A 20,476-nucleotide genomic window follows, 5' to 3' on the forward strand; every position below is an offset into this window, starting at 1 on the left:
TCCTACTTGACGACAACTTCAATGGGGGCGGCGGCCTGCGCGCTGGCCGTGCGCGCACGCAGGGCATCGAGCGCGTCGAGGATCGCTTCGGGCGTGGCGGGCGCGACGAGCGGCGCGGCTTCCCGGGCTTCGGGCACGGCGGCGCCGATCGCATCGCGGATCGCGAGCAGCACCGAGAACGGCAGCAGCAACGGCGGCTCGCCCACGGCCTTCGAGCGGAACACGGTGGGCTCGGCGTTCTCGTTGCGGTAGAGCTGCACGTTGAACGCCGCGGGCGTATCGCTGATCGCCGGAATCTTGTAGGTGGACGGCGCGTGCGTCATGAGCTTGCCGTCGCGGTTCCACCAGAGCTCCTCGCTCGTGAGCCAGCCCATGCCCTGGATGTAGCCGCCTTCCACCTGGCCGATGTCGATGGCCGGGTTGATGGACTGGCCCGCGTCGTGCAGCACGTCGGCGCGCACGAGCTTCCATTCGCCCGTGAGCGTGTCGACGACCACTTCGGACACCGCCGCGCCATAGGCAAAGTAGTAGAACGGATGGCCGGTGAGCGTCTTCGCGTCCCAATGCACCTTGGGCGTCGCGTAAAAGCCATCGGACCACAGTTGCACGCGCTTCATATACGCGAATTCCACGAAGTCCGCGAACGCGATTACCTGGCCGTTTGCGTGGACTTTGCCGTCCTCGAACACGATTTCGCCGGGCGTGCCGCCGTGCTGCGCGGCAGCGAGCTCGGCGAGGCGCGCGCGGATCGCGAGCGCCGCGTCTTCGGCGGCCTTGCCGTTCAGATCGCTGCCGGTCGAGGCGGCGGTGGCGGACGTGTTGGCTACCTTCGACGTGTCGGTCGCGCTCACGCGCACCTGCGCGAGCGGCAGCCCGAATACGCCGGCCACCACCTGCGCGACCTTCGTGTTGAGCCCCTGGCCCATTTCGGTGCCGCCGTGATTCACGAGCACGGAGCCGTCGCGATAGACGTGCACGAGCGCGCCCGCCTGGTTCAGGTGCGGGACGTTGAACGAGATGCCGAACTTCACCGGCGTGAGCGCGATGCCGCGCTTGAGCACGGGGCTCGTGCGGTTGAACGCGGCGAGCGCGGCGCGGCGCGCGGCGTATTGGCTCGACGCGAGCAGCTCGTCGGTGAGCGGCGCGAGCACGTTGTCCTCGACGCGCTGGCCATAGGGCGTGACATCGCGCTCGCCGATGCCGTAGTAGTTCGCGCGGCGCACCTCGAGCGGATCGCGCCCGAGTGACCTGGCGATGCTGTCGAGCATGACCTCCATCACGAGCGCGCCCTGCGGGCCGCCGAAGCCGCGGAACGCCGTGTTCGACTGCGTGTTGGTCTTGCAGCAGAGCGCGACGATCTCGACATCCGAAAGGTAGTAGGCGTTGTCGAAATGGCAGACCGCGCGCGTGGCGACCGCGCCCGAAAGATCGGCGGAATAGCCCGCGCGCAGCGCGATTTCCACGCGCGCGCCGAGGAGGCGGCCTGTGTCGTCGTAGCCGGCTTCGTATTCGTAGAGCGCGTCGTGGCGCTTGCCGGTGATCAGGAAGTCGTCGTCGCGGTCGGCGCGCAGCTTCACGGGGCGCCCCAGCTTGTGCGCGGCGAGCGCGGCCACGCAGGCGAACAGCGCCGACTGCGATTCCTTGCCGCCGAAGCCGCCGCCCATGCGCCGGCATTCGCACATCACGCGATGCACGGGCCAGTTGAGCAAGTGCGCGACCAGCTGCTGCATCTCGCTCGGGTGCTGCGTCGAGCTGTAGACGAGCATGCCGTCCTGTTCTTCGGGCAGCGCGTAGGCGACCTGGCCTTCGAGATAGAACTGCTCCTGGCCGCCCACGGCGAACGTGCCGGCGATACGGTGCGGCGCCGCCGCAATGCGCGCCGCCGGCTCGCCGCGCGTGAGGCGCAGCGGTGGCAGGACGTATTGCTGGCGCGCTTTCGCGTCGGCGATGGTGAGCACCGGCTCGAGCGGCTCGTAGCGCACGACGTCTTCGCTAGCGGCGAGTGCAGCCGCGCGGCGCGCGAGCGCGTGGCTCGTCGCGATCACGGCGAATACGGGCTGGCCCAAATACTGCACTTCATCGTGCGCGAGGACCGGGTCGTCGTGCAGGACCGGGCCGCAGTTGTTCTCGCCGGGGATGTCGGCGGCGGTGAGCACCGCGACGACGCCCGGCATGGCGCGCACGCGCTCGAGATCGAGCGATGCGATGCGCGCATGCGCAAGGCGCGAGAGGCCGAGCGCGGCGTGCAGCGTGCCGTGCAGCTCGGGGATGTCGTCGGTGTAGCGGGCCTCGCCGCTCACGTGCAGGTCGGCGGACTCGTGCGGCAACGGCGCGCCGAGCGCAGCCTGGGCCGCATGCGCGGCGGTTTGTGCAACGAACGGATCGGACTGGCGGTTCATGATGCATCTCCCGCAAGTGCAGCGCCGGGGGCCACGCCGGTTTCGTCGACGATTTCCGCCTCGGAGGCAAACACGAAGGCGTTCACGTCGCACAGCGCGAGCGGCGCGTCGTCGCGCGTTTCGAGCCAGCAGCGCCAGAGCAGATTGCGCGCGACCTTCAGGCGATATGCGGCGCTCGCGCGCATGTCGGTGAGGGGCTGATAGTCGGCGTCGAGCGCGGCCATGGCGCGCTGCGCGGCCGCTTCGTTCCAGTGTGCGCCCGTGAGCGCCGCTTCGGCATGCGCGGCGCGCTGCGGGATCGCGGCCATGCCGCCATACGCGATGCGCGCGTTGACGATCGTGCCGTCCTCGCCGATCTCGAGCGCAAACGCCGCGCAGACCGCCGAGATGTCCTGGTCGTAGCGCTTGGACACCTTGTAGGTGCGAAACCGCAGCGTCGGCACGGGGCGCGGCACGCGGATCGCCTCGACAAACTCGCCGGGTTCGAGCACGTTCTTCTGATAGCCCGTGTAGAACGCCGCGAGCGGCAGCGTGCGCACGCGCGCGGCGCGGCGCAGCACGACCGCGGCGTCGAGCGCGAGCAGCACCGGCATCGAGTCGCCGATGGGCGAGCCGTTCGCCACATTGCCGCCCAGCGTGCCCGCGTTGCGGATCGGCAGCGAGGCGAAGCGCGCCCACAGCTCGGCGAGCTCGGGATAGTCGACGGCGAGCGCCGCGTAGGCGTCTTCGAGCGGGACGGCGGCGCCAATCGTGAGCGTCTGCGCGTCGCGCGCGATGGCCCGCAATTCGGCGACCTGGCCGGTGTAGATCACGTCGCCCAGATCGCGCAGCAGCTTGGTGACCCACAGGCCGACGTCCGTGCCGCCCGCGAGCACGCGCGCTTGCGGATGCTCGGCGCGCAGCGTGGCGAATGCTTCGAGCGTGCGCGGCGCGAAGAACGTGGCATGGCCGTGCGCGGCACCACGCGCGTCGGGGCCTTCGTAGGCGAAGGTATCGCTGCGCGCGATCGAGCGCAGCGCGGCTTCGAGCGGCTCGCGCGCGAGCGCGACACGCGGATAGCTCGCCACGTCGAACATGCGTTGGGTTGCGTCGATGATCGGCCGGTAGCCGGTGCAGCGGCACAGATTGCCGGAAAGCGCCTGATCGATTTCGTCGCGCGTCGGCAGGCCCGCGTCGGCGCCCTGGCGCTCGTAGAGCGCCCACATCGACATGACGAAGCCGGGCGTGCAGAAGCCGCACTGCGAGCCGTGGCAGTCCACCATGGCCTGCTGGACGGGGTGCAGCGCGCCGTCGGGCGCGCGCAGGTCTTCGACGGTGAAGAGCGCGCGGCCGTCGAGCGTGGGGAGAAACTGGATGCAGGCGTTGACGGCCTTGAGCGCGAGACGGCCGTCGTCGTCGAGCTCGCCGATCACGACCGTGCAGGCGCCGCAGTCGCCTTCGGCGCAGCCTTCCTTGGTGCCACAGACGTGCAAATCCTCGCGCAGGTGCTGGAGCACAGTGCGCGTGATGGGCGCGTCATGCACCTCGTGCACGGCGCCACGACGGACGAAGCGGATGGTTTGCGTTGTCATGTGAAACCCGGGAGACATTGCGGATCAGGCGCGCGTTACGCAGGGAGCCGGGGCGCGCCTGGACTTCCAGTCCGGCCTCGCGCACGTAGATCGCCATCCAGTTCCGAATTTAGCACCGACAGCGCCCGGAAAGTATTCCTAATGGAAGATGGGGGTTATGCGGCGGCGCCCATGACAGAACGCTACATGATCCGGCCCTTTCGGGCGGTGGCGAGGAGGCGGGAGAGACGCCGCCGGATGAGGGGCGGCGCGGGGGAGAGGGTAGAGCCTCGCCGGGTGCGCGAGGAGGGGGGATGGCGCCGCAAGCGCCCGCGGTCACGGGGCGGCGCGCGGCGCGACGGCGCTTAGCGCCGGATGCCGGGCCACGCCACCTGGCGGCGACGGTTGCGCCACAGGCTGGCGAGCACCACGACGAACATGACCGCGAAGGCGAGCACCGACCAGAGCGGCAGCGTGAGGCCGAGGATCGGCGGATAGGTGGTTTCGCAGAGGCCCTGGACCTTGAAGACGCCGGGCAGCCAGTGCGCGGGCGGCAGGGCGTCGACGATCGGCTGCAGCGTGTCGAAGCCGCAGCTGAAGCTCGGCACGGCCTGCACCCAGGCGAGCTTGGCGGAGGCGAAGATGCCGCCCGCCGCCGAAATCACGACCAGCGCTTCGAGCGTGCGCACGGCACGCCAGCTGGCGAAGCGCGCGCCAAGGAACGCGAAGATCGCAATCAGGATAAAGAAGTAGCGCGAGAGGATGCACAGCGGGCAGGGGTCCTGGTGCTCGACATACTGGAAGTAGAGCGCCCCGCCCAGCAGCGCGAGGCAGATCAGGCCGAGGAGGACCAGCAGGCGGCGCTCGCGGCGCAGCCGCGCGTTATCGTCGTTCATGTGACTCGTTTATTCGGGTTGAACAGCGCAGCCGGCCTCGGGCAAGCCCTGGTAGCGGCGGCTGCAACGGCGTTTCGGGATTCTAGCGCGAAGGGGGGATCGCGCGAGCGAGCGCCCTTGACCCCGCGCAGGCGAAGCCTGCACGGGTCACCGCGCCCTTTTTTACGGTTAGCGCAGCGGCGCGAGCACCGCTTCCACGCCGCGGCCGATCGCGAGGATCGTGTCGTCGGCGTAGGGAGCGCCGGCCAGCATCAGCCCCACCGGCGCCTCGCCGGGATGGTGGATCGGCAGCGAGAGCGCGCAGGCGTCGAGGAAGTTGAAGGCGCTCGGGTTGCGCAGCACGAGCGCGTTGGCGCGCGCGAACGCGTCGTCATCGGCGACGAGCGGAGCGAGCGCGGGCGGCGCGATCGGCACGGTCGGGGCGATCACGGCGTCAAAGCGCGACCAGAGCGTGGCCTGCGCCTCGTCCATCACGGCGGCGCGCGCGGCGATCAGATCGAGATAGTCGGCGGCGCTCGCGGGCTCGCCCTTGAGGATGCGCACGAGCACGCGCGGGTCGTACTGGTCGCGGTGTTGCGCGAGGAGCGGGCGATGCCACGCGTAGGCTTCGATCGGCGAGAAGCCGAAGCGGTTGATGCCGGCGAGGCGCTCGAATGGCGAAAAGCGCACCTCGTTCACGATCGCGCCGGCCGCATCGAGGTGCTTGAGCGCCGTGTCCAGCGCCTCGGCCACGTAAGGGTCGATGTCGTCCGTCACGTAGTTCGTGAGGACGCCGATGCGCACGCCGTCGAGGTGCCGCGTTGCGGGCACGTGCGGGGCCAGTCCGGCGAGGATGCGGTCCACGAGCGCGCAGCACGCCACCGTATTGCCGATCGGGCCGAACGAGTCGAGCGTGGGCGAGAGCGGCACGCCGCCCGTCTTCGGGATGCGCGCGGCCGTGGGCTTGAAGCCGGTGAGGCCGCACAGCGCCGCCGGGATGCGGATCGAGCCGCCCGTGTCGGTGCCGAGCGCGACGGCGGCCATGCCATCGGCGACCGAGGCCGCCGCGCCCGACGATGAGCCGCCGGCGATGCGCTCGTCGCCGGCCACGCCGCGCCGGTAAGGCGAGAGCGGCGTGCCGTAGTGCGGGTTGAGGCCGAGCCCGGAGAACGCGAACTCGCTCATATTGGTGCGGCCGACGAGCACCGCGCCGGCGTGGCGCAGGCGCGCGACCGCGGTCGCGTCGGCGCTCGCGGGCGCGGCGTTCGCGAGCACCGTGGAGCCGGCGCGCGTGACTTCGCCTTGCACGTCGAACAGGTCCTTCACCGAGACGGGAATGCCCGCGAGCGGCGAAAGCACCGTGCCCGACGCGCGCAGCCGGTCGTGCGCATCGGCGGCGGCGCGCACGCGCTCAGGGTCGACGTGCGTGAACACGGTGGCGCCCTGGCCGTCCGCGGCGGCGATGCGCTCGAGCGCGGCCTCGGCGAGCGCGCGGCTCGTGGTGCGGCCCGCGGCGAGGTCGGCGGCCAGCTGGGCGAGCGGAGGGAATGGCGTGAAAGCGGATGGGGCTGAGGAGGCTGAAGGCGTGGCGGTCATGGCAGCGGGGGCATCGATGGCAATACGGTGGGCGGGGGTGCCGCGGGCGCGTCGTGACGCGTACGACGGCCGTGCAATGCGGCCATGCGCCGCGGCAAGGGACACATCATTGTAGAACGTGAATTTTTCTTGAGTAGCGATTTGGCGAGTCGCATGCATCGGGTAACATTCAACTTCTCGATAGCATTTTGTAAGGATATTCTGCCCATGCACCAGGGAATCGGCTTTATTCAGGATCTGGCAGTCGTGATGGCGATCGCGGGGATCGTCACCGTGCTGTTTCATCGCCTGAAGCAGCCGGTGGTGCTCGGCTATATCGCGGCGGGCGTGATCATCGGGCCGTACACGCCGCCGTTCCAGCTCATCCACGACGAGCAGACCATCCAGACGATGGGCGAGCTGGGCGTGGTGTTCCTGATGTTCTCGCTCGGGCTCGAATTCAGTCTGCGCAAGCTGTTCCAGGTGGGCGCGACCGCCATCGTGGCGGCGCTATCCGAAATCGTGGTGATGCTGTGGATCGGCTACGAGATCGGTCGCGCGTTCGGCTGGGCCGCCATGGATTCGCTGTTTCTCGGCGCGATCCTCGCCATTTCTTCCACCACCATCATCGTCAAGGCGCTCGCCGATCTCGGGGTGAAGCGCGAGCCGTTCGCGCAACTCGTGTTCGGCATCCTGATCGTCGAGGACATCCTCGGTATCGCCATGCTCGTGCTGCTAAGCGGCATTGCGCAGACGGGCGAGCTCTCGCCCGGCATCGCGTTCGTCACGCTCGGCAAGCTGCTGCTCTTCATGACGGTGTCGCTGCTCGCGGGCATCCTGATCGTGCCGCGCGTGCTCGGCTACGTGGCGCGCGTGGGCAGCGACGAAATGCTGCTCGTTTCGGTGCTCGGCTTTTGCTTCGGCTTTTGCCTGCTGGTCGTGAAGCTCGATTACTCGATTGCGCTCGGTGCGTTCCTGATCGGCGCGATCATGGCCGAGTCGCGCCATCTGCCACGCATCGAGCATCTGGTCGCGCCGCTGCGCGACGCGTTCTCAGCCATCTTCTTCGTGACGATCGGCCTGATGCTCAATCCGCTCGTGCTGGTCGACTACGCGTGGCCGATCGCCGTGATCTCGTTCGCGGTGGTGTTCGGCAAGCTCGTGTCGTGCGGGCTCGGCACCTTCCTGGCCGGCCGCGATGGCCGCACGGCGATGCGCGTCGGGATGACGGTGTCGCAGATCGGCGAGTTCTCGTTCATCATCGCTTCGCTCGGCCTGACGCTGAAGGTGACGAGCGCCTTTCTCTATCCGATCGCCGTGACCGTCTCGGCGATCACGACGCTCACCACGCCGTATCTGATCCGCTTCGCCGATCCGCTCTCGCAGCGGCTTGCGCGCGCGATGCCGCCCGCGGTGTCGAATGTCTTCGGCATGTACAGCCAGTGGCTGCGCTGCCTGATGCCGCGCTCGGATGGCACGCAAGGCCCGACGCTGTTTGCGCTCACGAAGCGCATCGTCGTGCAGGTCGCGGTGAATCTCGCGCTGGTCTCGGCGATTTTCATCGGCGCGTCGTATGGCGCACGCTACGTTCTGCCGCTGCTCGCGGGCTGGGTGCCCGACGAGCGTATCCAGCGCGTGGTGCTCTGGAGCGCCGCGCTGCTGCTTGCGATTCCGTTTCTGGTGGCCGTCTGGCGCAAGACGCAGTCGCTCGCGCTGTTGCTCGCCGAGGTGAGCGTGCAGCCCGAAAAGGCAGGGCGCTTCACGCGTGCGCTGCGCCATGCGATCGCCGAGCTCGTGCCGGCCGTCTCGATGATCGGCGTGTTCGTGCTGGTCGCCGCGCTCTCGGGGACGATCCTGCCGCCCACGGGCTTCCTGATCGGCGTGCTGGTGTGCGCGGCGGTGCTCACGATGCTGCTGTGGCGCTGGTGCGTGAAGATCCACGCGAGCATGCAGATCGCGCTGCGCGAGACCTTCGACGAGCGGCCGGAGCCATAAGGCCGGCGCGCGGTTGGGCGCGGTTGGACGCAGATTGGGTGCGGGACCTGCCCGTCCCTGATCGGCTGTGCCTAGCCGGCCGCACCTAGTCGGCCGCACCTGACCGGCCGTACCTAGCCGGCCGCACCTAACCGGCCGTACCCAACTGCAACGGAATGTGAGCGTTTGTGCACGGGGGTGGCGGCGATATGCGGTGCGACGCATAATCGAAACCCTGTTCATTCGTTCGCGCGCGCGGCGCGCCCGACCCCACGTTATGAGCGAAAACAAATCCGACCACCCCGAGGTTCCCGGCGGCGCTGACCGTCCTGCCAAGACCGATGCCCCCGGCGCTTCCGCTTCTCCCCACGCAACGCCCGCCGGCACACCCGGCGCAGCCACGTCCGGCTCTTCGGGCGCGGCTGCGGAGCGCGCATCGACCGATGCGCCCGCGAGCGCCTCGGCGCTGACGCCGGATGCAGCCGGCGCGGACAGCTCGGGCAGTGGCAGCGACGAGGAGCCGGTCTCGGCGCAGGTGGGGGCCGCTCCGAGCGCGCCGCCAGCCGGCGAGCCGCACGACGAGGCGGCGCGCACCGTGGCGCGCCAGCAGGCCGAAGCGGCCGGCGCACCACGCATTCCGATCGAGGTAGTGGGCGACGTGGGCAAAGAGGTGCCGGCGCCCACTGAGACCGGGACGCAGGACACCACAACGCAAGCCGCCCAGCCTTCGCCGCCGCAGGCCGGGGCCAGCCCGCGACCGGGCGCTGCGCCTGCCGGTTTCGGCCAGGCGCCCGACTTCACCGCGCAGCATCCCCCGCCGCCGCACGCCATTCCGCCTGAGCCGCCGCGCTATCTGCGGCCGAGCGATTCGGCATGGTCGGTGTTCGGCCGCATCATCGCGGCGCGCGCACGGCAATTGTTCGACCGCGCCGGTCAGCGCATCACCCAGCGGACGTTGCGCATCGGCGTGTCGGCCCGCATCTTTCACCCGGAACCCGGCGCAGCGGGCCTGCGCGGCAAGACGCTGCAATATCTCGAAGAGTCGATCGCGCATTGGGTCATGTCGCGCGACGTGATCGTCTTCATGATTCCGACGGTCGGCCATCAGGGCATGCTGCACCCGAGCAACATCCGCCTGCGCGACTACGCAAAGCACCTCGACGGCCTCCTGCTGCAAGGCGGCGCCGATGTCTCGCCGCAAACCTACGCGGAGACTGCGCCGCGACCGGAGTGGCCCGGCGATCGCGTGCGGGACATGTACGAGCTGGAGCTGCTGCACGAATTCATCGAATCGGGCAAGCCGGTGCTGGGCGTATGCCGCGGCTGCCAGCTCATCAATGTCGCGTTCGGCGGCTCGCTCTATCAGGACATCGCCACCGATGTGCCCACCGCGGGCGTGCACGTGAGCGAGCACTACGACCAGCATCGCCACGCCGTCCACTTTCCGGAGGGTTCGTCGCTGGCCAGCATGTTCCCGGGCAGGCGCGAGGCCATCGTCAACTCGATTCACCATCAGGCGGTCAAGAGCCTTGGCCGCGATCTGACAGTCGAGGCCGTCTCGTCCGGTGACGGCCTGATCGAAGCGGTGCGCTACCGGCGCGCGCCCTTCGTCGTGGGCGTGCAGTGGCACCCGGAGTTCCACCGCGCGGGTGGCCCGGAGCTGCTCGACTGCACACCGCTGCTCGATACGTTTCTGCGCTCGGCGCGCGAGACGCGGTTCTGACGAAAAAGGGGGCGCCGCCCCCTTTTTTAATATTGAGCGACATCGATCCCGATTCCAGTCACGCATTCCTAATCGGAAGTAGGTGATTTCGGACAAGTAATTGGCTGCTCTGTCGGTTATCCGAATTTAATCGACGTTTATGAGATTTTCTGGCGGCGATAATAAGCGGTTACTCGGAATCCTGAACGGAACAGGCAGTCATGAAGCAATCAACCCTGCTGCGTCGCGCCTTGCTGGGCGCCGCGGTCTTTACGCTCCTGCAGCACGGCGTGCTCGCATGGGCAGGCGCACCCGCTAGCGACGTGGCGCCGGTGGCCGGCAACCGGCCGTCGCTCGGCAGCCTGACGCCGCAGCCGGCGAACATGCCGCCGCCCGCGGGCCTGGTGGACGATCAGGCGACCACAGGGGCTTCGCAGGGCGACGTGGCTACGCTCATGCAGCTCATCCACGACGCGCAGCTTGTCGAATTGCGCACGACCTATAACGCCAGCTACGGCGCGAGCCTGTTCTTTTATCCGCCCGAGATGACGTATTACGTGGTGCTGTTCCAGGACAAGCACTTCTGGCGCGTGATTCGCTCGCAGGACGACACGCGCGCGGAAGCCATCTATGCGAATTTCGTCCAGCAGACCCAGCGCCTTGCCGAGGTGGAGATTCGCCGGACCCAGATCGAGGCGCAAAAGGCGTTCATCGATCGCGTCATCGCAATCAATGAGGACCGCGCGCGCCGGTTGCAGGCGGACCTCAACGTGGCGCGCACGCAGCAGGCCCGCGTCGACGACTATCAACGCCAGATGCAGGGCAATGCGCGGGCGCTCAATGCCGAGAAGATCCAGGCGCAGACCCAGTTGCGCGATCTTCAGAATCAGGTGGACCAGTTGCAGCGCGAAACCGAGGTGGGCTTGCCCGGCTCCCGCCGCTAACAACCTGTTGGGTTTGCATCGTGTCGTGCCGCTGGTGGGCGGTGCGGCGCGGCAGGACAAGTGGAGAAGCAGGCACGCAAAAAAGCCCGGCACCGATGCCGGGCTTTTTTGTTGTTGTGCTGGGCGTGAATCGCACGCGCCGCCCGCTAGCGTGTGTACGGGCGGGCGCTGCGCCGCGTGTCGAATGGCGGCTTACTTCGCGAAGCTGTCAGGCACCTCGGTCACGCGGCGTTGTGAAACGTGATTCACCCATTCTGTGTTGTCGACGTTCACCGTTGCGCGGCCTGCTGGCGGCGCGGCTGTGTGCGTGCCCGCGTAGGTCGTGAGCGAGGGATAGTCGTCGCTCGGCGCCGCGCTCGACCGGAGCGGCGAATAATCGGCCGCTTCAGAGTACATGCCATGCGTACGCTGGGTCGTCACGAGCGGCGCGCTCCGGTGCGCCGCGAAATCGTGCGCCGGATGCCGGCCGGCTTCCTTGTACGCCGTGTTGTCCCTGGTGCCGGCGGCCTGGCGGCCCTTGGCGAGCTGCGCAGCCTTGGCCGCCCGGTCGCCTGTGAGCGCGGCTTGGGGTGTCAGCGTGGCGCGCTGCGGTGCGCTCGCCTGTGTGTGTCCGGCGTAGTCGGGGCGCACGGGGGGGGCAGGTTTCGAAGGCGAGGCTGTTGCGGGGGCAGCGGCGCGTGTGGGGGCGGGCCGTGCTTCCGGCGTGATGATGATCGGTGCGGATGCAGGACCTTGACGCGGCGTTGCATTGGCCGCCGCCGCCACCGTCGTTGCGGTGGGTTGCGTGGCCGCAGCCGGTGCGCTTGCCGCGCGCGTCGTTGTTGCAGCGGACGTGTCCTTGTTGCTCCCTGCGGCGCTGGACATCGCGAGGTCGTGCTGCGAGCGTTCGTCGGAAAGGCGCGCCGACACGCTCGCGTCGGAGCTCGAGACAGGGCTCGCTGGCGTATGCAGGACCGTCTTGTCCTTGCCGTCGCCGAATTGCGTATGGCTGGCCACGATCCAGGTGAGCAGCACTGCGCCGCCAATGGCGATGGCGGTGGCCGCGAGCTTGTGCGACGAAGGCGGTGTGCGCTCGACACGAGCGGTGGTGCGCGCGGGCCGTGCACCGGCTGCCGGGCGCTGCTGCAAGGTATCGGCAGCGGCTTGCTGGGCCTGCGCCGCGTCGAGCGTGCCGCCGACGGGGGCGGCGGCGGGGCGCGGCGGCTCAGGAACGAAGCGGCGATGCAAGTCCCAGCGGCACGCCTGGCGGAACGCTTCGGCGCTCAGGCACACCGTGCGCAGGAAGGCGGCATAGAGCGCCTGGAGTTCGGTGCGCAAGCTGAAGTGCGGAGGCATGAGCGCCCAATCGCGGCCAAACGGCGGCGGGACGCGGGTGAGTGGACGCATGCGCGGTATCGCGAGTTCGCCTTCCACCTGGACTAACGGAAAAGTTGACATGGATCTCTCGCTGCCTTGGCGTGGTTGGGGCACCAGAACACGGTGGAGCCCGAAAGACGCGCGTTTTGCCAGCGCTGCAATGCCTTGTGCGGGTCAATCGTTTGGATTCGAATGATGCGGGTCAGGCTTGCGGCAATCCATCGGAAACGTCTGAAAATCAGACGAAAATTGTAGTCGGTGCGTGTTTTGGGGCGCGCCAGTGTGCGCGCTCGCGCCGCAGTGGGGCGATCCGGTGGCCTGACCGTCTGCGGGTGCGCGAATCCGCTGTCCCTTAAGTTATGCGGTATCGAGCCGGTAGACGTAGCGCAGGGCGGTAATGTCGATGCCGCCCATATGGTCAGGCTCCGCCCCCGAATATTCCCAGCCTTGGCGCTCATAGAACGCAATGGCGGACGCGTTGCCTTCGAGCACGTAGAGATAGAGCTGCGTTTCGCCCTGGGCGCGCGCCCAGGCCTGGGCGGCCTGCATGAGCCGCTTGCCTGCGCCAATGCCCTGATGGGCCGGCAGCGCATGGAGATTGTCGAGCAGCACGCCCCAAGGCGACCCGGGCTGACGCTCGGCGCAGACGAAGCCGACCGGCGTGCGCTTTGCCGATTGCTCCTCCAGCTCGGCGATCAGCACGAGGCGGCGTTCCTCGCCGGGGGCCTCCATGCGCGCGCGCCAGTAAGCGGCCCGTTCGGCGTCGACTTCCTGCTCGAGGAACGCGGCCGGCAGCAGATCGCGATACGTGGCCTGCCAGCTCGCGGCATGCATGGCGGCAAGCAGGGGGGCGTCGGCGGTCGTGGCCGGGCGCAGGGTCAGGGCAGCGGCGGTGGTCATGCGGGGCATCGGGCAATGGGGGGCGGACGGCGCAAAACGAAGCCGGCCGCGTCATCGCGTTATTGTGCACGATAGGCGGGCTCGCGCGGCTCAAGCGCTGTTGCGACGCCGGCGAAAGGCTCGGGAGTTCCACCAGGCAAACGCAATTTCAGGCGCAAAGCCCCTCGCGATGTGCGTATTGTGGTGCAGTCGGGAGTAAAGTGTCAGGCAGCGTTCCGGCTGGGGCGCACAGCACGATGGGCGTCCGCCAGGCACGCTCACGCGTGAGAACCGATGGTGGCGGGCGCTTCTGCTCCCTCAGATCATGTCGGACGGGGCGCTCGCAGGCATCATCCGCATCTCATCTGGCGAGATCTCGAGGGAATGTCATGTCTACCGCGTCTCATGCTTCCTCCAGCGAATCGAAAGTCCGGACGGTTTTCCGCGTCGTCAGCGGCAACTTCCTGGAAATGTACGATTTCATGGTCTACGGCTATTACGCTTCGGCGATCGCCCGGACCTACTTCCCCAGTAACAACGCCTTCGCTTCGCTGATGCTGTCGCTGTCCGTGTTCGGCGCCGGCTTTCTCGTGCGGCCGCTCGGCGCCATCGTGCTTGGCGCGTATATCGACCACCACGGGCGACGCAAGGGCCTGATCGTCACGCTCGGCCTGATGGCGCTCGGCACGCTCACCGTCGCGCTCATACCGGGCTACGCGACGATCGGCGTGCTCGCGCCGGCGCTCGTGCTGTGCGGGCGCCTGCTGCAGGGCTTCTCCGCCGGCGCGGAGCTGGGCGGTGTCTCGGTCTACCTCTCGGAGATCGCGACGAAGGGCAACAAGGGCTTCTACGTGTCGTGGCAATCGGGCAGCCAGCAGGTGGCCGTGGTGTTCGCGGCGCTGTTCGGCGTGCTGCTGCATCGGATTCTGCCCGTGGAAGACATGACGTCATGGGGCTGGCGCATCCCGTTCATCGTCGGCTGCTGCATCGTGCCCTTCCTGTTCCTGATCCGCCGCTCGCTGCAGGAAACCGAGGAGTTCGCGCGCAAGAAGCATCGTCCGTCGATTGGCGAAATCCTGGCGTCGATGGTGCAGAACTGGGTCATCGTGCTCGGTGGCATGGGCATGGTCATCATGACGACCGTGTCGTTCTACATGATCACGGCCTATACGCCCACTTTCGGGAAGGAAGTGCTCAAGCTGAGCGAGATCGACACGTTTGTCGTGACGGTCTGCATCGGCTTGTCGAATCTGTTCTGGCTGCCCGTGTCCGGCGCGGTCTCCGACCGTATCGGCCGCCGTCCGGTGCTGCTCGTGTTCACGATCCTCACGATTCTGAGTGCGTATCCGTCCGTGCAGTGGCTCGTCGCCGATCCGTCGTTCGGTCGCCTGCTCATGGTCGAGCTCTGGCTCTCGTTCCTGTACGGCTGCTACAACGGCGCGATGGTCGTGGCCTTGACCGAAGTCATGCCGGTCGAGGTGCGGACGGCGGGATTCTCGCTCGCCTACAGCCTCGCCACGACGATCGGCGGCTTCACGCCGGCCATCTCGACCTGGCTGATTCACATGAGCGGCAACAAGGCGGCGCCGGGCGCCTGGATGGGCGTCGCGGGCATCTGCGGGCTGATCGCCACGCTCGTGCTCTATCGGTCGGCCGAAGCGCGCAATCAGTACAAGACGGTCTGAAGCAGGCTTCGCCAACCCATGAAAAAAACCCGCGCAGGCGGGTTTTTTTCATGGGGCCGCCGCGTTTCGCGCAGGCGCGCGAAGGGGCCTGTCGGGCACCCGCTATCAGGCGTCGCGCAGCGCCGCGGCAACGCGCGCAACCACGTCGTCCCATGCGCCGGGCCGCGGCTGGCGCACGAGGCGCGCGCGCGGATACCAGGGGCTCGCGTCGGTGCCGGCGAACCAGCGCCAGTCGGCGGCGAACGGCAGCATCAGCCAGAGCTTCGCGCCCAGCGCGCCCGCCAGGTGGGCAATGGAGGTGTCGATGGAGACCACGGCGTCGAGGCGCTCGATGACGGCGGCGGTATCCGCGAAATCCTCGAGCTTGCCATCCAGCCGATGAATCGTGCGCGCGCGCGGATGCGCGTCGAGCGCCGCGTGCTCCGCCGCGCTCAAGTGCGGCTGGAGCACGATCCAGTCGATGCCTTCCAGTGCGAACAGCGGATCGAGCGCGGCGAGCGGCAGCGTGCGGTTCTCGTGCTTGTGGATGCGGCCCGACCAGGCCAGCCCGATCTTGCGCTTGGCCTGCCCGCCGAGCGAGCCGCGCCACTTGCGCAGATAGGGGGCGGGGGCCGCGAGATACGGCATCGGCGCGGGCACGGTCTCGAAGGTCGTGCCGAGCGCGAGCGGCAGCGAGAGCAGCGGGCAGTGCAGGTCGACGGCGGGGCGGGGCGTGCCTTGCGCGATCAACGAAATGCGCGCAACGTGGGCGGCCGGCGCGATGAGCGGCACGAGCGATGCCTGCACTTCAAGCACGATGCGTGCGCCGCTGTGGGCCAGCGCCACGACGTTCGGCACGAAACGCACGAACTGGAGCGTGTCGCCGAAACCTTGCTCCGCGTGGATGAGCAGCGTGCGGCCGGCGAGCGGCTCGCCGCGCCAGCGCGGCACGTGGGCCAGGGCGGCGCTGGCGGCCGCAGTGGCTTGAGGATCGGCGGCGGGCGGCACGCTGGCCATCGCGATGCCGGCGCCGGGCCTGACGCAGGCGACGCCCGCGGCGCCAGTCACGCTTTCGCGCGCGGTGGGGTCGAGTCGCCACTCGTAGGCGGGCAGGCCGCGCTGGAAGTCGCCGAGCGTGAGCAGGACCAGCGCGCGGTTCAGATGCGCGGCGGCGAGGTCGGGGCGCACGCGCAGCGCTTCCTCGAATGCGCGCAGCGCGGCGGCGTGGCGGCCGAGCGCGTGCTGCGCCGTGCCGAGCGCGAGCCATGCGAGCGCGAACTTCGGATCGAGGCCGATCGCGCGCTCATAAGCGCCGAGCGCGTCTTCGTGCCGCCCGAGCGCCGCCAGCGCATTGCCGAGCCCGAACAGCGCGGGCGGGAATTGCGGCTGCAGCGCGAGGGCGGCCTCGAAGCCCGCGGCGGCTTGCGCGTGATAGCCGGTCGCGTCGAGCGTGTTCGCCAGGTTGAAATGCGCGGCGACGAAGCGCGGCTGGACACGCAGCGCTTTCTGGAAATGTTCGACGGCGCCCGCGCTGTCGCCGAGCGCATTCAGCGCCATGCCGAGGTTGTTGTGCGCGCCCGCGTGGCCCGGACGGATCTTGAGCGCGCGGCGAAAGGCCTCGGCGGCTTCGGCGTGGCGGCCGAGCGCGTGCAGCGCGTTGCCGAGGTTGTTGTGCGACGAGGCGTCGCCGGGCTGCAGGCGCACCGCATGGCCGAACGCATACATCGCGTCCTCGTGGCGGCCGGTCGCCGCGTAGGCGTTGCCGAGGTTGTAGTGCGCGAGCGGGAAGGTGGGCGCGAGCGTGAGCGCATTGCGAAAGCGCTCGATCGCCCCATCGAGCTGGCCGAGCGCCTTCAGCGCGTTGCCTAGGTTCAGCTGGAGCGCGGCGTCGTCGGGCCGCAGCTCGACCGCCCGGCGCACGAGGTCCGCGGCTTCGGCGTGCTGGCCCTGCTGGTGCCGCAGCACGCCGAGCATGTGCAGCGCATCGACGTGCACGGGATCGGTGGCGAGCGTCGCGCGGTAGCCGCGCTCGGCGTCGTCCAGCCGGCCGTCGCGATGTGCGGCGTACGCGCGGACAAAAACCTGTTCCATAACCGAAAGGCAAATACTTGGGAGAAGCGAAGGCGGCATTTTCCCATACTCGGGCGGGCGCACCCCGAACCTGACGGGCGTGGCCTTCGCGTAGGGCTTGACCTGTTGCTGTGCTGCAACTAACATATGAACACCTGTTCATATGTGTGTGTCATTATCATGTCGCCCAATTCCGAGGACGAGCGCGTAGTACCGCTCGCCGACCTGTTCCGCCTGCTGGGCGATCCCACGCGCCTGCGTATCGTGCTGGCCTGCGTGCAGGGCCGTCGCGCCGTGGGCGCGATAGCCGATGCGCTTGGACTCTCACCGTCGCTCGTGAGCCATCATCTGCGTCTGTTGCGCGCCGCGCGCGTCGTGCGTGCGGAACGGGAGGGCAAACAGGTGTTTTATGCGGCCGCGGACGCGCATATCAGCGCAATGCTCGCGGGCATGCTGGAGCATGTGGCCGAGCCTGTGTCCACGTGGCAGGAGCTTCCATGAAGAACGTCAATTCCGGGCGCGCAGGCGAGGGCGCCGCGCCGCTCCATGCGCACGGAGCACATGGGCATGACCACGACCATGGCGACGCTCACGGCCATACGCATGGCGACGAGCACGGACACGAGCATGAGCATGAGCACCGCGACGACCACGGGCACGGCGCGCATGGCCACCACCATCACCACCACCACGCACCGGCCTCGGGCCATGGCCGCGCGTTCGCGCTCGCTGTCGCGCTGAACATCGTCATCGTGGTCGCGCAGGCGGTCTATGGCGTGATCGCGCATTCCACGGCGCTGCTCGCCGACGCCGGCCACAATCTCTCCGACGTCCTCGGCCTGTTGCTCGCCTGGGGCGCCGCGTGGCTGGCCACGCACCGGCCCTCGGGGCGCTACACCTTCGGCTTCGGCAGTTCGTCGATCCTCGCCTCGCTCGCGAACGCGGCGCTGCTGCTGGTCGCCTGCGGCGCCATTCTTGCCGAGGCGATCGGGCGTCTGATCCATCCCGCGCCCGTGGCGGGCCTCGCCGTGTTCATCGTCGCCACGCTCGGCATGGCGGTCAATGGCTTCTCCGCGTGGCTCTTCATGCGCGGCCAGAAGGACGATCTCAACATCCGCGGCGCCTTCCTGCACATGGCCGCCGACGCCGCCGTTTCGGGCGCGGTCGCCGTGAGCGGCCTCGTGATCCTCGCGACGGGCTGGAGCTGGATCGATCCGGTGATGAGCATCGTCGTCGTGCTCGTGATCGTGCGCGGCACGTGGGGGCTGTTGCGCGAGTCGGTGCGGCTGGCGCTCGCCGCGGTGCCCGAAGGCGTCGATATCGAGCGCATCCGCGTTTTTCTTGCGCAGCAGCAAGGCGTGACCGACGTGCACGACCTCCACATCTGGGCGCTCTCGACCACGGGCAATGCGCTTTCGGCACATCTCGTGATGCCGGCGGGCCATCCCGGCGACGCCGCGCTCGACGCCATCGTGAGCGCGCTCGGCGTGCGCTTTCGCATGACGCACGTGACGCTGCAGGTGGATCTGGGCACGAGCGCGCATCGCTGCGCGCTCGATGGTGCGCCGCAAATGCATCCTTGAGCGCGCGCTCGCGCGCCTGCGCGCACGCTGCATCCTGGCGTTCGGCGTGGTGAGGAGCGGGCGTACACTACGACTCATGTCGATCGCATGGAGGTCTGCATGACCGTGGCTCCTTCCCAGCCGTCCGTGCTCATCGTTGGCGCGGGACCGACCGGTCTCGCCGCCGCCCTGAGTCTTGCCCGTGCGCGCATTCCGGTCCGCCTGATCGATCGCGCGCGAGAGCCCGGACGTCACACACGTGCTATCGGCATTCAGGCGCGCACACTCGAACTCTTCGAGCAGCATCGCATTGTCGCGCCCTTTCTCGAGCACGGTCATCGCGCGCACGTCGCCAATCTCTATTCGAATGGCCAGCGCCGCGCGCGCCTCGATTTCGATCCCCTGTTCACACGCTATCCGTACCTGCTGTTCATCGATCAGACGGAGACTGAGCGCATTCTCGCCGCCCAGCTCGCGACGCTCGGCGTGGAAGTCGAGCGCGGCGTCGAACTGGTCGAATTCAATCAGGGCTCCGCGGGCGTGAGCGCGGACCTGCGTCTTGCCAATGGACGCACCGAAGCCTTGCGCTGCACCTGGCTGATTGCCGCCGACGGCGCGCACAGCACGGTGCGCCACCACCTGGGCATGCAGTTCGATGGCGAGTCGCTCGAGCAGTCGTTCCTGCTTGCCGACGTTGCCGCGACCACGCCCTGGCCCGAGGACGAGTTCCACGTGTTCGCCTCGGGCGATGGGCTTGCCGCGATATTCCCGTACGGACACGGCCGGTATCGCCTGATCGCCGATCACAAGGCGATGCTGCCCGCCGCGCCCGAGGGCACGCGGCCCGTGCCGACCCTCGAGGAATGCCGCTCGATCGTCGAGCGGCGCATGCATCATCCCGTATCGGTCGCCGACATGAGCTGGGCCTCGTACTTCCACGTGAACAGCCGCATCGTGCGCTTCCTGCGCATGGACCGCGTCTTCCTCGCGGGCGATGCCGCGCACGTGCATAGCCCCGCAGGCGCACAGGGCATGAACACGGGCATCCAGGAGGCGTTCAATCTGGGCTGGAAGCTCGCGCGCGCGCTGGGCGGCGCGCCCGATCGGCTGCTCGATACCTATCACGCCGAACGTTATCCAATCGAGCGCATTGTGTTGCGGCAGACGAGCTTCATGACACAGCTCGTCGAAGCCGATCACGGGCCGCTGAAGCTGTTGCGCGAGCGCGTGATGCCGGCGCTCGTCGCGCTTGGACCGCTGCGCGATGCGGCGCGCGAGGCGCTGAGCGAGCTCTCGATCCAGTATCGGCGCAGCCCGCTTACGCTCGAGCGCGTGCTCGACGGCGGACCGCGCGCAGGTGAGCGCGCGCCCGACGCATTGGTGCGCGTGGTCGATGGACCGCTCGGCAAGGCGCCGGAAAAAGGCCGCATCTTCGATCTGCACGACCCGGCGAGTTTCTCGCTGTTCCTGCTGGTGGACGGTGAAGCCGTGCGCGCGGCGGATGCCGCGGAGCATGCGGAGCCGGGAAGTGCAGCGAGTGCCGCGAGCACGCCCGGCGTGGCGAACGGAGCAGGCACGGCTGGGGCGAGTGGCGCGGCCGACGCCGCGAGCGGCCTGGCAGTGCTCAAGCCGTTCGCCGAAGCCGTCGAACGGGTCTTGCCGCAGGCGGTGCGCGTCTGGTGGGTGGCGGATCTACCGGGCGCGGAGGCGCCATTGGCGGGAGAGGGCGCGCCGTCGCTCGGCGACGCCTACGGGCGCACGCGGCCCGCGTTCTATCTCGTGAGACCCGACGGCTACATCTGCGCACGCGGCCGCACAGGATCGGACCTGCACGGCCTGCTGCGCCATTGCGAGCTGTGGTTCGCGCCTGCGCCCGCTCCGCGGCCGGCAGCGCAATAGTCGAGTGCCGGCCGAGGCGAGGCAGCG

General features: G+C 68.7%; 14 protein-coding genes. 7 read left to right on the forward strand and 7 right to left on the reverse strand.

Going from position 1 to position 20,476, the window contains the following annotated elements; translation table 11 throughout:
* Positions 1 to 2: 2 nt before the first annotated feature.
* From xdhB to E1956_RS07270, 4 genes are all read right to left on the reverse strand, one after another.
* Entirely contained in the window at positions 3 to 2,399 is a 2,397-nt protein-coding gene (xdhB, locus tag E1956_RS07255) for a xanthine dehydrogenase molybdopterin binding subunit (RefSeq protein ID WP_134748002.1), read from the reverse strand.
* A complete protein-coding gene (xdhA, locus tag E1956_RS07260; protein ID WP_134748003.1) occupies positions 2,396 to 3,970 on the reverse strand; it encodes a xanthine dehydrogenase small subunit in 1,575 nt (524 codons plus the stop codon). The genes xdhB and xdhA overlap by 4 nt, the downstream gene beginning before the upstream one ends.
* Before the next feature lie 344 nt (positions 3,971 to 4,314).
* The gene (locus E1956_RS07265) at positions 4,315 to 4,845 is read right to left on the reverse strand and encodes a disulfide bond formation protein B (protein ID WP_134748004.1); all 531 of its coding nucleotides are present in this window, start codon (positions 4,843 to 4,845) and stop codon (positions 4,315 to 4,317) included.
* A gap of 168 nt (positions 4,846 to 5,013) precedes the next feature.
* Complete coding sequence (locus E1956_RS07270; RefSeq protein ID WP_134748005.1) at positions 5,014 to 6,420, reverse strand: amidase; 1,407 nt, start codon at positions 6,418 to 6,420, stop codon at positions 5,014 to 5,016.
* A 207-nt stretch (positions 6,421 to 6,627) separates the two neighbouring features.
* Between E1956_RS07270 and E1956_RS07275 the strand changes: the two genes are divergently transcribed.
* The 3 genes from E1956_RS07275 (at position 6,628) to E1956_RS07285 (ending at position 11,019) form a co-directional block, all read left to right on the forward strand.
* Positions 6,628 to 8,394 carry a cation:proton antiporter gene (locus tag E1956_RS07275; RefSeq protein ID WP_134748006.1) on the forward strand — a complete coding sequence of 589 codons (1,767 nt, stop codon included), beginning with the start codon at positions 6,628 to 6,630 and terminating at the stop codon, positions 8,392 to 8,394.
* A 256-nt stretch (positions 8,395 to 8,650) separates the two neighbouring features.
* Positions 8,651 to 10,096: a gamma-glutamyl-gamma-aminobutyrate hydrolase family protein gene (locus E1956_RS07280; RefSeq protein ID WP_134748007.1), complete on the forward strand. Its 1,446-nt coding sequence runs from the start codon at positions 8,651 to 8,653 to the stop codon at positions 10,094 to 10,096.
* 200 nt (positions 10,097 to 10,296) lie between these two features.
* Positions 10,297 to 11,019 (forward strand): DUF2968 domain-containing protein, encoded by a 723-nt coding sequence (locus E1956_RS07285; protein WP_134748008.1) that lies wholly within the window; start codon positions 10,297 to 10,299, stop codon positions 11,017 to 11,019.
* A 192-nt stretch (positions 11,020 to 11,211) separates the two neighbouring features.
* Here E1956_RS07285 and E1956_RS07290 read toward each other — a convergent pair whose 3' ends face one another.
* Positions 11,212 to 12,405, reverse strand: coding sequence for a hypothetical protein (locus E1956_RS07290; protein ID WP_134748009.1), 1,194 nt, complete (start codon positions 12,403 to 12,405; stop codon positions 11,212 to 11,214).
* A gap of 327 nt (positions 12,406 to 12,732) precedes the next feature.
* A complete protein-coding gene (locus tag E1956_RS07295) occupies positions 12,733 to 13,275 on the reverse strand; it encodes a GNAT family N-acetyltransferase (RefSeq protein ID WP_134748010.1) in 543 nt (180 codons plus the stop codon).
* 368 nt (positions 13,276 to 13,643) lie between these two features.
* Here E1956_RS07295 and tcuC point away from each other — a divergent pair, with 368 nt between their 5' ends.
* Complete coding sequence (gene tcuC, locus E1956_RS07300; RefSeq protein WP_134748011.1) at positions 13,644 to 14,939, forward strand: MFS transporter; 1,296 nt, start codon at positions 13,644 to 13,646, stop codon at positions 14,937 to 14,939.
* A gap of 105 nt (positions 14,940 to 15,044) precedes the next feature.
* Here the strand turns inward: tcuC and E1956_RS07305 are convergent, their stop codons facing one another.
* Positions 15,045 to 17,009: a tetratricopeptide repeat protein gene (locus tag E1956_RS07305; protein ID WP_134748012.1), complete on the reverse strand. Its 1,965-nt coding sequence runs from the start codon at positions 17,007 to 17,009 to the stop codon at positions 15,045 to 15,047.
* A gap of 159 nt (positions 17,010 to 17,168) precedes the next feature.
* Here E1956_RS07305 and E1956_RS07310 point away from each other — a divergent pair, with 159 nt between their 5' ends.
* From E1956_RS07310 to E1956_RS07320, 3 genes are all read left to right on the forward strand, one after another.
* Positions 17,169 to 17,489 carry an ArsR/SmtB family transcription factor gene (locus tag E1956_RS07310; RefSeq protein ID WP_232071320.1) on the forward strand — a complete coding sequence of 107 codons (321 nt, stop codon included), beginning with the start codon at positions 17,169 to 17,171 and terminating at the stop codon, positions 17,487 to 17,489.
* Positions 17,486 to 18,571 carry a cation diffusion facilitator family transporter gene (locus tag E1956_RS07315; protein WP_134748014.1) on the forward strand — a complete coding sequence of 362 codons (1,086 nt, stop codon included), beginning with the start codon at positions 17,486 to 17,488 and terminating at the stop codon, positions 18,569 to 18,571. Before E1956_RS07310 ends, E1956_RS07315 begins: the two co-directional genes overlap by 4 nt.
* A gap of 99 nt (positions 18,572 to 18,670) precedes the next feature.
* Entirely contained in the window at positions 18,671 to 20,449 is a 1,779-nt protein-coding gene (locus tag E1956_RS07320) for an FAD-dependent monooxygenase (RefSeq protein WP_134748015.1), read from the forward strand.
* Positions 20,450 to 20,476 lie beyond the last annotated feature (27 nt).

The sequence above is a fragment of the Paraburkholderia pallida genome (assembly GCF_004524855.1).
GTDB lineage: Bacteria > Pseudomonadota > Gammaproteobacteria > Burkholderiales > Burkholderiaceae > Paraburkholderia > Paraburkholderia oxyphila.

What these genes read in the sequence shown, in the direction of transcription:
- xdhB (WP_134748002.1), bottom strand. Translation starts at nt 2,399, where the DNA reads ATGAACCGCCAGTCCGATCCGTTCGTTGCACAAACCGCCGCGCATGCG.
- xdhA (WP_134748003.1), bottom strand. Translation starts at nt 3,970, where the DNA reads ATGACAACGCAAACCATCCGCTTCGTCCGTCGTGGCGCCGTGCACGAG.
- E1956_RS07265 (WP_134748004.1), bottom strand. Translation starts at nt 4,845, where the DNA reads ATGAACGACGATAACGCGCGGCTGCGCCGCGAGCGCCGCCTGCTGGTC.
- E1956_RS07270 (WP_134748005.1), bottom strand. Translation starts at nt 6,420, where the DNA reads ATGACCGCCACGCCTTCAGCCTCCTCAGCCCCATCCGCTTTCACGCCA.
- E1956_RS07275 (WP_134748006.1), top strand. Translation starts at nt 6,628, where the DNA reads ATGCACCAGGGAATCGGCTTTATTCAGGATCTGGCAGTCGTGATGGCG.
- E1956_RS07280 (WP_134748007.1), top strand. Translation starts at nt 8,651, where the DNA reads ATGAGCGAAAACAAATCCGACCACCCCGAGGTTCCCGGCGGCGCTGAC.
- E1956_RS07285 (WP_134748008.1), top strand. Translation starts at nt 10,297, where the DNA reads ATGAAGCAATCAACCCTGCTGCGTCGCGCCTTGCTGGGCGCCGCGGTC.
- E1956_RS07290 (WP_134748009.1), bottom strand. Translation starts at nt 12,405, where the DNA reads ATGCGTCCACTCACCCGCGTCCCGCCGCCGTTTGGCCGCGATTGGGCG.
- E1956_RS07295 (WP_134748010.1), bottom strand. Translation starts at nt 13,275, where the DNA reads ATGACCACCGCCGCTGCCCTGACCCTGCGCCCGGCCACGACCGCCGAC.
- tcuC (WP_134748011.1), top strand. Translation starts at nt 13,644, where the DNA reads ATGTCTACCGCGTCTCATGCTTCCTCCAGCGAATCGAAAGTCCGGACG.
- E1956_RS07305 (WP_134748012.1), bottom strand. Translation starts at nt 17,009, where the DNA reads ATGGAACAGGTTTTTGTCCGCGCGTACGCCGCACATCGCGACGGCCGG.
- E1956_RS07310 (WP_232071320.1), top strand. Translation starts at nt 17,169, where the DNA reads ATGTCGCCCAATTCCGAGGACGAGCGCGTAGTACCGCTCGCCGACCTG.
- E1956_RS07315 (WP_134748014.1), top strand. Translation starts at nt 17,486, where the DNA reads ATGAAGAACGTCAATTCCGGGCGCGCAGGCGAGGGCGCCGCGCCGCTC.
- E1956_RS07320 (WP_134748015.1), top strand. Translation starts at nt 18,671, where the DNA reads ATGACCGTGGCTCCTTCCCAGCCGTCCGTGCTCATCGTTGGCGCGGGA.